The organism is Clostridium guangxiense (assembly GCF_021043395.1).
Lineage (GTDB): Bacteria > Bacillota > Clostridia > Clostridiales > Clostridiaceae > Clostridium_S > Clostridium_S guangxiense.
This window is the reverse complement of record NZ_JAJNKE010000001.1, coordinates 124,908-137,208: the sequence shown is the minus strand read 5'-3', so window position 1 is coordinate 137,208 and position 12,301 is coordinate 124,908. Positions and strand designations below refer to the sequence as shown.

Here is a 12,301-nt window from a genome sequence, read left to right as displayed (position 1 = left end):
ATAATGTTGGAAGAAGGTAGAAAGTTAAATATAAAAGATAATATTGATATTATAGTATCTTTGGCTATTGTAGGAATAGTGTTAATGTTAATTATTCCTATGCCAGCAGCTTTATTAGATGTTTTTATTGCGATAAATATATCAGCCTCTGTTATAATAATACTTGTTTCGATGTTTACAACTGAAGTGCTTCAGTTTTCAGTGTTTCCAACATTGCTACTTATTACTACCCTTTTTAGAATCGCACTTAATATGTCATCGACAAGACTTATACTTACTGATGGATATGCAGGTGATATAATAAACACCTTCGGTAGTTTAGTTATAGGAGGAAATTATGTTGTTGGTATAGTAATATTCCTCATAATAATAGTAGTTCAATTTATTGTAATAACTAATGGTTCTGGAAGAGTTGCAGAAGTAGCTGCAAGATTTACATTGGATGCTATGCCTGGAAAGCAGATGACTATAGATGCTGATTTAAATTCAGGACTAATAACTGAGGAAGAAGCTAAGAAGAAAAGAAGGGATTTGCAACTTGAGGCGGATTTTTTTGGATCTATGGATGGTGCGTCTAAGTTTGTAAAAGGTGATGCGATTGCGTCAATTGTAATAGTTGCAATCAATAGTTTAGGAGGCATAATAATTGGGGTACTCATGAGAAATCTACCAATAGCTCAAGCAGCACAGGATTATATAAAGCTTACTATTGGAGATGGTCTTGTAAGCCAGATCCCAGCGTTACTTATTTCAATATCAACTGGTATAATTGTTACTAAATCTAAAAATGGTGAAAACCTTGGAAATAACCTTATTAGCCAATTAACTGCTTTCCCTAAAGTACTTGGGATGGCATCAGCTGTTTTACTTGTAATGGCAATGATACCTGGCTTTCCGCATGCTGTATTTATTATTTTGGCTGCTGCAGTGGGGGTATCTGCATTTATTTTGTATAAAGATGATTTAGGTAAGCAAATGGCTGCTATTGAAAGTGAAACTAAAAAGAACATTGAAACCCAAAGTAAGGAACCTGAAAATGTAATGAAGCTTATTTCAGTTGAACCTATGGATGTAGAAATAGGTTATGGATTAATACCACTTGCAGATGAAAGTTCAGGAGGTGATCTATTTCAAAGAATTGCGTCTGTTAGAAGGCAATGTGCAATTGAAATGGGTATTGTTGTTCAGCCAATAAGAATAAGAGATAATTTGCAGCTTAATACAAATGAATATATATTTAAAATAAGAGGTACGGTTGTAGCAAAGGGAGAGTTAATGCCTAACATGCTTCTTTGTATGGATCCAACAGGTGAAAATTCCGATATACCTGGAATAAAAACTACAGAGCCAACTTTTGGACTTCCAGCTATATGGATTAATAAGGATCAAAGAGAAGAGGCTGAAATAAAAGGACTTACAGTTGTTGATCCTGTAACTGTTATGATTACTCATCTTACAGAAACAGTAAAAGCACATTCATATGAACTTCTTGGAAGACAGGAAGTAAAGGATATAGTAGATTCTATGAAAGAAAAGTATTCAGCTGTTGTGGAGGAGCTTATACCTGATCTTATGACTATAGGTGAACTTCAAAAAGTTCTTCAAAATTTACTTAAGGAAAAAGTGCCAATTAAAGATATGGTTACCATAATGGAAAACCTTGCAGATAATTCTAGAACAACCAAAGATACAGAAGTTTTGACAGAGTATGTGAGAATGGCACTTGGAAGAACAATCTGCAATGGAATAATTGATGATAGTAACAGTGTAACAGTTGTAACTTTATCACCAGATATAGAAAATCTTATTGCTAATAATATTCAGAAATCAGTTAAAGGATCTTTCCCAGCTATTGATCCTGATAGCACAACCAAGATTCTTAGGTCGGTTAAAGATACTATCGATTCAGTTAATTTCAATGATGGGCAGCCAGTTATTTTAGTATCTCCTAAAATAAGACCTGCTTTTAGAAAACTTACAGAAATGGTATTCCCAAATGTAAGCATTATATCGTTAAATGAGATTCCAAATGAAATTGAAATAAAGACTGAGGGAGTTGTAAGGTTACAATGATAATAAAGAAATATATAGTTAACGATATGAATGAAGCTTTAAATAAGATAAAGTTAGAGCTTGGATCCAATGCTGTAATAATAAGCAGTAGGAAAATAAAAAAAGGTGGAATTTTTGGTTTTTTTTCTAAAAAGCTTATAGAAGTTACAGCTGGTGTTGATAAGTCTCAAAAATATGATGATTATGAAAGTAATATAGAGTCTTCTAGTATGGAAGAGAGTATAAAAGCATTAAAAAAAGCTATGGAGAAGCATTCAAGTAAAGCTTTATTATCAGAGAATAACTATGTAAGAAAAAGTCCAGAAGTCCCGAGTATACAAAAAAATAGTGAAAAAGAAATTTTAAAAGAAATGAAGGAAATGAAAGAGCTTATTAGCAGTCTTTCAAATGAAAAATCTCACGGTGATTCTTTAACTGATAAAATCAAAAATGAATTTAGAGCCATGGATATAAATGATAGGTGTATAGAAAAAATGTTATCAGATTTAAATGGTGAATATGACGAAGATAGTATTAAAAAGACTATAAAAAATAATATTAGTATATGTGATATTGAGGAGAATGGTATCATTGCACTTGTAGGACCAACAGGTGTTGGAAAGACCACGACTATAGCAAAGCTTGCAGGAAGATTTGCACTTATAGAAAAGAAAAAAGTTGGACTTATAACTGTAGATACTTATAGGATAGGAGCCGTTGAACAGCTTAAGACATATGCTGATATTATGGGAATACCATTTAGAGTTGTAATTACACTTAAGGAAATGGACGAAGCCATAAAGAGTATGAGTTATTGTGATGTGATACTTGTTGATACTACAGGAAGAAGTAGTAAAAATGAAATGCAAATATCAGAGCTTAGAGCTTTTGTAGAAAAGACAGGGACTCAAAATATAAGCCTTGTAATTAGCTGTACTACTAAAGATAAAGATATTGAAGCTATTGTTAAGGGGTATAGAAAATTAAACTATAAAAATGTAATTATAACAAAGTTAGATGAAACTACAACTTATGGTTCGATTATAAATATAATAAATTATGCAGGTAAACCTGTTAGTTACTTTACAATTGGTCAAAATGTGCCTGATGATATAAAAAAGTTATCAATAGAAAAACTTAGTAGTATTATATTGGGAGAGGATAGTATATGATGGATCAGGCACAAAAGCTTAGATTTATGGCTATGGAAAAAGAAGAAAATATAAATTATAATAAACCTAAGGTTATTACTGTTACATCTGGAAAAGGTGGAGTAGGCAAAAGCAATATGGTGGTGAATTTATCTATAGCACTTCAAAAAATGGGAAAAAAGGTACTAATTTTTGATGCAGATATTGGTATGGGTAATGATGATGTTCTTATGGGGTTCTTACCAAAATATAATATATTTGATATAATATATAATGATAAGACTGTTGAGGAAGTTATAGCAGAAGGTCCATTTGGTGTAAAGCTTTTACCGGGTGGCACTGGGATTACAAAATTAAGCGAATTATCTAAATTTCAAATAGATAATTTCCTTAAAAAAATTTCAAGTTTAAATGATTTGGACTATATAATAATGGATACAGGAGCAGGAGTTAATAGAAGTATACTTGGTTTTATTGCATGCTCAGATGACCTTGTTATAGTTACAACACCAGAACCAACTTCATTGACAGATGCTTATAGTTTATTCAAAGCTGTGGTACATTTTAATATAAAGACAAGTGCTAAAATAATAGTAAACAGGGTATTAAATCATAAGGAAGGAATTGATACATTTAACAAATTTCAGAAGGTTGTAAGGAAATTTATCAAGGTGGACATCGAATTTTTAGGAAGTGTTTATGAGGATAGTAATTTGGTGTTAGCTGTTAGAAACCAAGAACCTTTTGTTATTGGAAAACCAAACTGTAATGCGACTAAAGATATTGAGAATATAGCAAAAAAAATAATAGGAAATACTTATGGAAAATCAGGTAAGGGAATTGAGGGGTTGTTTAAAAAGTTTTTCAGCATTTTTTCATAAGGAGTTGTGGTTATGTCTAATTCATCTATTAATATTAATGACAAATGTGAAATTATATGGGAAAAGGATGTTTACAAAAGTAATGTACAGGATATAACGGATAAGTATATAGCTATAAGTTTACCTGTAGCTAGTGGCAGTTATGCAAGTCTTATAACCGGGGATAATGTTGAGGTTATTTATAGTGATGACAAAAATATTTATTCTTTTTATTCAGTAGTAATTGGAAGAAAAAAAGATAAGATACCATTGATATTAATATCTGTACCTACTGAGGACAAAATAAGAAAAATACAAAGAAGAAAGAATTTTAGAGTTGAAATTGTAAAGGAAGTAAAGTACAAAGTCATAGGCAAGGAAAAGATCACCAAGGCATTATTGAATCACTCTTTGAAGCATCTTGAAGAATTTTCAGAAGGGACAATGCTTGATTTAAGTGGCGGCGGTGCAAGAATTACAATTAATGAAAAACTTGATAAAAATGACATTATTATTATTTACTTACAACTTCATGATAAGAATATACTTGTTCCTTGTACATGTGTAAGGTGCATTAAAAATCAAAGTGGAACCTATGTATGTGGCTTTAAATTTCATGAAATTGATGGCAGTCAGAGAGAAAATGTAATCTTGTATACTTTCGATATTATGAGGGAACACATGAAAAAAAGGTAGGGGGGACTTATATGGCAATAATCGGTGTTTTAGATGGTAGAGAGGAAATGATTAAGAAGTATATACCGTTAGTCAAATATATAGCATCTAGAGTAATAGTTGGAAAGAGTAAATATATTGATTACGAGGATTTAGTTGGGTATGGTATGATAGGGCTTATAGATGCACTTAATAAGTTTGATGAAAGTAAAGGTATGAAATTTTCAACCTATGCGTCTATAAGAATAAAAGGAGCAATGATTGATGAACTAAGGAAAAATAGTCCTATTTCTAAAGGAGCTATGGACAAGTTAAATAAATATAATTTTATAGTTGAAAAACTTCAAAAAGAACTTTTAAGAGAACCTACATATTTTGAGATAGCATCTGGTTTAGGTGTTGAGGTAAAGGATGTTATTGAGGTTGAAAGTTACATAAACTACATATCTGTAATGTCACTTGAGGATTTAATATTTTCAGAAGATGATGATATGCCGCTCATAGGAACTATTGAGGACAAAAAGAGTCCAAGCCCTGAAAGGTCTCTTGAAGAAAAGGAAGAAATAGAGTATCTTACAAAAGCCCTTGATTTAATTAATGAAAAGGATAAGACGGTGTTATCATTATATTATTATGATGGACTTACATTAAAGCAAATAGGAAGTATTCTTGGAGTTTCAGAATCAAGAGTATGTCAGCTGCATACTAGAGCAATAATGCATCTTAGAAAGCAACTCAAAGTACTGAAATATGAATAATTGAGGTGACTTAATGTCTATAGTTATTTTGCTTGCAATTGGATTAATTTTAATATTTATAAATATTAGAGTTATAAAAAGAGATAATAAAGATTTATTTGAGGAAAAATTAGACAGAATATCTCCTAATTCAGAAGATTATAATTTTGAAATTGGTGAATTAAGGAAGGAATTTGGAGAAACAATATTTGAATTACAGAAAGAAATAGAAAGCTTAAAGGAAGAAATTGAGTCAATAAAAAAGTTAAATTTAAAAACTAAGGAAAAAAATTTTACTGACGATAATATAAATAAAAGTAACCATGAAATACATAAAAAAATAGATGTTGTGGTAGACAATAATATCACAGATGAAGATAATGATATGGGTGAGGAAGAAAACTTAAAAGCTAAAGAGATAAAAAAGCTTATGAAAGATGGATTATCAACAGATGAAATATCTCAGAGACTTAATATTGGTAAGGGGGAAGTTCTATTAATTCAAAAGTTATATATAAAATAAAAGAAGTTTTTAATTTTTTGTTTGATAGAAAAGTTTTACTTGGCATTGGTATTGGCATGGTTTTTGCAACAATTGCAATGTATAGTATAAATTCAGGTCATACTATGTCAAAGGGTGAAATTGAAGAAAAAGCTTATCATTATGGTATGAAATATCCTAACGACATGAAAGTTATTAAGTAAATGGAGGTAGAGAATTTATGGTAAGAGCATTTTATACAGCTATTAGCGGCATGATGACACAGGAAGCTAAACAGGAAGTTATAAGTAATAATCTTGCTAATATTGATACTGTTGGCTTTAAAGGTGACAACTTATATTCGAGATCCTTTGATGATGTGTACGTTCAAAATTATTCTAGTATAAAAAACGGTGTTCCAACTAGAACAGTATTGGGTAAATTAAATCTTGGGCAGCAGACAGATAATACTATTACTGATTTTACTGGTGGAGAAATAGAAGGTACTGACAGCAGCACAGATTTTGCAATAGAAGGAAGAGGTTTTTTTACAGTATATAGAGGCGGTGTTGGTGGAAAAAACTATTATACTAGGGATGGTCATTTTCATGTAAATATGAATGGATATCTTGTTAATGATTCCGGAGATTATGTTATGGGAAAAAACGTTAATACGGGAGCTGACGAGCCTATAAAAGTAGGTCAAGGTACACTGGGTTCAGATAACTATGGAAACATAACCATAAATGGAAAAGCGGCATATAAATTAGATTTAGTGGATTTTAATGATTATAATTCTCTTAAAAAAATTGGGGATAATTTATACGATGGACAAAATCCTATTCAAAATGCTCAGGTATTTGTGCGAAATAAAGCACTTGAAAAGTCAAACGTCAATCCACTAACAAGCATGACCGATATGATGGCTACTATGAGAGTATTTGAAAGTGATCAAAAAGTAGTTAAAAATATAGATGAAACTGTAGAAAAAGCAGTTAATGATATTGGAAAAGTGTGATGAAAATACCATATTTTAATTTTTAATGAGGTGAACTTTTATGTTTAGAATAATGTGGAATGGTACAAGCGGTATGTATGCAGAACAGGAGAAGCTTGATGCTATAGCTAATAATTTAGCTAATTCAAGTACAGTAGGGTATAAAAGTCAATCTGTTTCTTTTAGTGATTTAGTTTATGAAACCCTTAATGGAAGGGAATATCCAGTTTCAAATGGCAATGATCCAATTAATGGAACCGGAGTTAAAGCAAATGATTGGATGAGAGATAATACTCAAGGAACTCCTTCTGAAACAGATAAAAAAACGGATTTTGCTATTTTTGGTGATGGTTATTTTAGAGTTACAAGACCAGATGGTTCAAAAGCATATGAGAGAAATGGTCAATTTTCTGTTGATGGTAATGGAAGAATTGTTGATTCCAGCGGAAATATTTTAGATATACAGTATAAGGTTAATCCTAATTCTGTACAATTTTCAGATAGCAATATTGTCTTAGCTGAAAATGGTGAAATAGGAATAAGAATTAATGAAAATCAAATTGAGGATGTTGGAAAAGTTAACTTATATAATGTAGTTGGTGATGATTCTATGACTTCTATAGGTGATAACTTATTCTCACCTAAAAATGGAGCTCAAGTTTCTGTAGTGGGAAATCCACAAATTAAGCAGGGATTTGTTGAAGAGTCAAATGTAGATATGGTTACAGAACTTACGGGCATGATAGTGGCACAAAGGGCATATGAATTTTCGTCAAAAAGCTTAAAAACAGCAGATGAAATGTGGCAGCTTGTAAATAGTCTGAGTAAATAAAAGTAATACTATGTTTTAAATATGTTTTAAATGAGGGAGTTTATTTTAAACTTAGCCAAAAATAAAAAGCACTAAAAGTGCTTTTTTATTTTTCATTTAAAGCTTCTATAGTTGAAGTTAAAGGTGGTATTACTTGCTTCTTTCTTGAAAGTACTCCAGGAAGATATGCACTGTCTTCTTTAAGTACTACGTTAAAGGCTTTACCTACAACGTCCTTGTGGCTACCAGCTGCTAGGGCAAGGGAAGCTTCTTTTAATATATCAGTGAGAAGTAAAAGAAGTACATCAAATTGCTCATCATTAGCTTTTTTATTCATATATTCAAACATTTCTTTTCTATACTTTTCAAAACCTTCAAGATCCATTGTACTTACCTGAGATACACCCACTTTTTTACCAGCTATTTTGAATATTTTATAGTCTTGATTGAAAATTTCTTCAACAGTTTTTCCATCAAGGGATGTTCCTGCTTTAAACATTTCACTTGCATATTTTTCTGCATCTATGTTAGCAATTTCACATAATCTTTTTAAAATCTCTCTGTCAACAGGAGTTGTCGTTGGAGATTTAAAAAGAAGAGTATCTGATATAATAGCAGAAGCCATTAGACCAGCTGCTTTTTTAGATGGTCTTATTCCATTTTCAAAGAATATAGATGCAATTATAGTAGATGAACAACCTACAGGTTGATTTCTAAAGTAGATAGGATTTCCTGTTTGCATTCCACCTATTCTGTGATGGTCAATGATTTCTAATATTTCAGCATCTTGAAGTCCATCTATCGCTTGAGACATTTCGTTATGATCTACAAGTATGACTTTCTTTTTGTGTTGTGAAATTAAATGATATCTTGATATAGAACCAACTACTTTTTCGTCAGCATCAATTACAGGATAACTCCTATATCTTGTTTTTAGCATTACATCTTTTATATCTTCAACAAGATCTGAAGTCCTAAAATAAACAATGTCCTTTGATTGCATTACATAACCTATTGGTATACTTTGAACTATTAATCTTGAAGCTGTAAAGCTATCATATGGTGTAGAGATTATTGATACCTTTGAGTCTTTTGCTTTTTTCAATATTTCATCGCTTACAGTATGATTTCCTGCAATAATCATAAGAGATGCTTTTGAATCTATAATTGTAGTTTGAGCATCTTTTCTATCACCGCAAATTACAATGTCGCCTTCTTCAATATGTTCTTCAGCACTGCTTGGTTGCATTGCTACTACTAATATTTTTCCAGGAAATTTAGGATCTTTTTCACTTAAATATATTGTTTTAGCAGCAAGAGTATCGATTATATTTTCAACTTTTGTATTGCTTTTTGCTAAGATATTATTGTCCCATATATCCATATATGTTGAAGTAAGGTTGGATACAGAAGCTATCCCCTTTAACTTTCCATCATCATCAACTATCGGCAAAGTTTTTACATTGTACTTTTTCATAATTGACCATGCCATTTTTAAAGATATTTCAGATGAGATAGGAGCAGTATTGTCAAAGTCGAGATCTGAAACACTACATTTTAAAGTTGGCATTAATTCAGGTGCAGTAACACCAAAATAATCTAAAGCAAACTGAGTTTCTCTGCTAACTTCTCCAAGTCGTATAGGTATGGCAGTAGTTGATCCAATTCTGTTCTTAAATTCTGCATAAGCTAAAGCTGAACATATTGAATCCGTATCTGGATTTTTATGTCCAGTTACGTAAATAACGTCTTTCATTTTTTACACATCCTTTCGTTTGAACATCAAAACTTTTAAGCAGACTGTTTTAAAAGGTTCAGCCAGCATTAAAAGTTGTTTATCTTTAGTATGTATTTATTTTATAATCTTAAGGAGGAAATGTAAAGGGTAAAAGCGGTATTTCTGCATAAAATGGATATGTACAAGCATAGATTATAGATATAGAGTGAAAAAATTAATTAATTTAGCTTAGGCGGAATAAAGTGGGAAGGTGATAAGGTGATAAATGAGAATGAATTAATTAGTGGACTTAGGGAAGAAGAAGTTGAGAAAAGGAGAAAAAAGTATGGTTTAAATACTATACAAAAAAGAAAAAAAATTTCACCTGTTAAGATATTTTTGTCTCAATTTAATGATTTTATTATATGGGTTTTAATTGCCGCAACTATAATATCGGGACTTATGGGTGAAAAAGGAGATACTGTAACTATATTAATAATAGTATTTATGAATGCTATTTTAGGTTTTGTACAGGAGTTTAAAACAGAAAAATCATTAGAGGCACTTAAACAAATGGCAGCTCCTACATCAAAAGTAATAAGGGATAAAATAATAAAGATAATACCTGCAGAAGAACTTGTGCCAGGTGATCTTGTGCTTATAGAAAGTGGCGATAGAGTACCAGCGGACTGCATAATAGCAGATGGATCAAATCTTGTTGTGGACGAGTCACTTTTAACAGGAGAATCCGTTGGAGTATATAAAAATGATAAGTATAGTAGTATTTATATGGGAACTATAGTACTTACAGGTAAGGCACGTGCAAGAGTAGAATCAACGGGTATGAGTACTGAAATGGGAAAAATAGCAAATATGCTTGAAAATATTGATGATGAAAAAACACCTTTAAAGCAAAAGCTTGCCTCACTCGGCAAAATACTAGTGGTTGCATGTATACTTATTTGTGTAATTGTCACTGCTTTAGGAATAATGCGAGGGCAGGACAAATATCAGATGTTTTTAGTAGGAGTAAGCTTGGCTGTAGCTGCTATACCTGAAGGCTTACCAGCAATAGTTACTGTTGCGCTTGCACTTGGTGTATCTAGAATGCTTAAAAGGAATGCATTAGTTAGGAGGCTTCCAGCAGTTGAAACACTTGGTTGTACATCTGTTATATGCAGTGATAAAACAGGGACTTTAACTCAAAATAAGATGACAGTCAAAGAAATATATCTTAATGATAGAACATATGAGAGAAGCATTTATACTGGAAGTGAATTTGAATTACTTAGAAGAAGTTTTGTATATTGTAATGATTGCGACTACGATTTTAATAAAAAAAGTATGGATGAATGTCTTTTTGGTGATCCAACAGAGACAGCACTAATAAGAGCCTTTTTTGATAATGGTAAAGAACTTAAAGATTATCTTTCAAAGGAAAAAAGATTAGGAGAGATACCATTTGATTCAAAGAGAAAAATGATGTCCATCATAAGTAGAAGTTCTCATGGAGTATGCTGTTATGTAAAGGGTGCACCTGAGAGAATCATAGAAAGATGCAAATATATTTATATTGATGGAAAGGTTCAATTATTTACTTCGGATTATAAGATAAGAGTTAATAGACAAGTTGAAAGTATGTCAAGAAAAGCGTTAAGGTGCATTGCTGGGGCCTATAAAGAGCATGACATAGGCGAAAACCAAAGAGAAAAAAATTTGATTTTCATTGGAGTTGCAGGGATGATAGATCCACCAAGGCCGGAAGTTAAAAATGCAGTTATAGAATGTAAAAAAGCCGGAATAACTCCAGTTATGATTACAGGAGATCATAAAAACACAGCTTTTGCTATAGGAAAGGAACTTGGTATATGCTCAGACATATCTGAAATTATGGGTGGAGACGAACTTGAAAGAATAAGCGATGAGAACTTGACTAAAGCCGTAAATAAAATAAAGATATTTGCAAGAGTTAGCCCGGAACATAAATTAAAAATAGTTAGAGCTTTTAAAAGAAATGACAAAATTGTAGCAATGACTGGAGATGGAGTAAACGATGCACCAGCTGTAAAAGAAGCTGATATTGGGGTTTCTATGGGTATTTCAGGAACAGATGTAACTAAAGAGGCATCTGCTATGATTTTACTTGATGATAATTTTGCTACAATTATATCAGCTGTTGAAGAGGGGAGAGTTATATATAATAATATAAGAAAATTTATAAGATATCTTCTTTCGTGTAATTTAGGAGAAGTTTTAACTATGTTTTTATCATCATTATTTTACCTGGATACGCCACTTTTACCTATACAGATTTTACTAGTTAACTTAGCTACGGATGGACTTCCAGCCATGGCATTAGGAGTTGATCCTCCTGATAAAGATATAATGCTTCAAAGTCCAAGAGATAAAAAAGAAGGTATTTTTTCCAGAGGATTAAGTGAAAAGATTATAGTAAGAGGATGCCTTATTGGTATATGCACGGTTTTTTCTTTTATAATTGCAATGTATTTTGGTCTTGATTTAAAGAGCAGCAGAACTGTTGCCCTTGGAACTTTAATTATGTCACAGCTCATACATGTTTTTGAATGCAGATCGGAAAACCATTCAATTTTTGAAATAAAGCTTTTTACTAATTTATATTTAGTGGGTGCAGTAGCAATTTCAATAGCTATGCTTGTATCAGTTATATATATTCCGTTCTTTCAAGGCATTTTTCATACGGAGCCATTAGGAATGTTTGAATGGTTAATTGTTATATTTTTCTCTGGATTTATTTCACTTGTTAATAGTGTATACCTTTATTTTAATAAAAAATAGATA

The 12,301-nt window shown here is 31.5% G+C and carries 11 protein-coding genes; 10 read left to right on the top strand and 1 reads right to left on the bottom strand.

The window, feature by feature from the left end; genetic code table 11:
- The first annotated feature begins 6 nt into the window (after positions 1-6).
- The 9 genes from flhA to LQK79_RS00740 are packed head-to-tail and all read left to right on the top strand — an operon-like array spanning position 7 to position 7,785.
- A complete protein-coding gene (gene flhA, locus LQK79_RS00780) occupies positions 7-2,073 on the top strand; it encodes a flagellar biosynthesis protein FlhA (RefSeq protein ID WP_053240949.1) in 2,067 nt (688 codons plus the stop codon).
- A complete protein-coding gene (gene flhF, locus LQK79_RS00775) occupies positions 2,070-3,224 on the top strand; it encodes a flagellar biosynthesis protein FlhF (protein ID WP_231015079.1) in 1,155 nt (384 codons plus the stop codon). The genes flhA and flhF overlap by 4 nt, the downstream gene beginning before the upstream one ends.
- Entirely contained in the window at positions 3,221-4,084 is an 864-nt protein-coding gene (locus LQK79_RS00770; protein ID WP_053240947.1) for a MinD/ParA family protein, read from the top strand. Before flhF ends, LQK79_RS00770 begins: the two co-directional genes overlap by 4 nt.
- 12 nt (positions 4,085-4,096) lie before the next feature.
- Positions 4,097-4,759 (top strand): flagellar brake protein, encoded by a 663-nt coding sequence (locus tag LQK79_RS00765; protein ID WP_053240946.1) that lies wholly within the window; start codon positions 4,097-4,099, stop codon positions 4,757-4,759.
- Positions 4,760-4,770: 11 nt separating this feature from the next.
- Positions 4,771-5,496, top strand: a complete 726-nt coding sequence (locus LQK79_RS00760; RefSeq protein WP_053240945.1) for a FliA/WhiG family RNA polymerase sigma factor — start codon at positions 4,771-4,773, stop codon at positions 5,494-5,496.
- Between the two features lie 13 nt (positions 5,497-5,509).
- Entirely contained in the window at positions 5,510-5,998 is a 489-nt protein-coding gene (locus tag LQK79_RS00755) for a DUF6115 domain-containing protein (protein ID WP_231015078.1), read from the top strand.
- 17 nt (positions 5,999-6,015) lie between these two features.
- Positions 6,016-6,180 carry a hypothetical protein gene (locus LQK79_RS00750; protein ID WP_231015077.1) on the top strand — a complete coding sequence of 55 codons (165 nt, stop codon included), beginning with the start codon at positions 6,016-6,018 and terminating at the stop codon, positions 6,178-6,180.
- A 17-nt stretch (positions 6,181-6,197) separates the two neighbouring features.
- The gene (locus LQK79_RS00745) at positions 6,198-6,974 is read left to right on the top strand and encodes a flagellar hook-basal body complex protein (RefSeq protein WP_053243192.1); all 777 of its coding nucleotides are present in this window, start codon (positions 6,198-6,200) and stop codon (positions 6,972-6,974) included.
- Between the two features lie 40 nt (positions 6,975-7,014).
- Complete coding sequence (locus tag LQK79_RS00740; protein WP_231015076.1) at positions 7,015-7,785, top strand: flagellar hook-basal body complex protein; 771 nt, start codon at positions 7,015-7,017, stop codon at positions 7,783-7,785.
- An 85-nt stretch (positions 7,786-7,870) separates the two neighbouring features.
- Here LQK79_RS00740 and LQK79_RS00735 read toward each other — a convergent pair whose 3' ends face one another.
- Positions 7,871-9,520, bottom strand: a complete 1,650-nt coding sequence (locus LQK79_RS00735) for a putative manganese-dependent inorganic diphosphatase (protein WP_231015075.1) — start codon at positions 9,518-9,520, stop codon at positions 7,871-7,873.
- 240 nt (positions 9,521-9,760) lie between these two features.
- On the opposite strand from LQK79_RS00735, the gene LQK79_RS00730 reads away from it, so the two are divergent.
- Positions 9,761-12,298: a calcium-translocating P-type ATPase, PMCA-type gene (locus tag LQK79_RS00730; RefSeq protein ID WP_407928492.1), complete on the top strand. Its 2,538-nt coding sequence runs from the start codon at positions 9,761-9,763 to the stop codon at positions 12,296-12,298.
- Positions 12,299-12,301 lie beyond the last annotated feature (3 nt).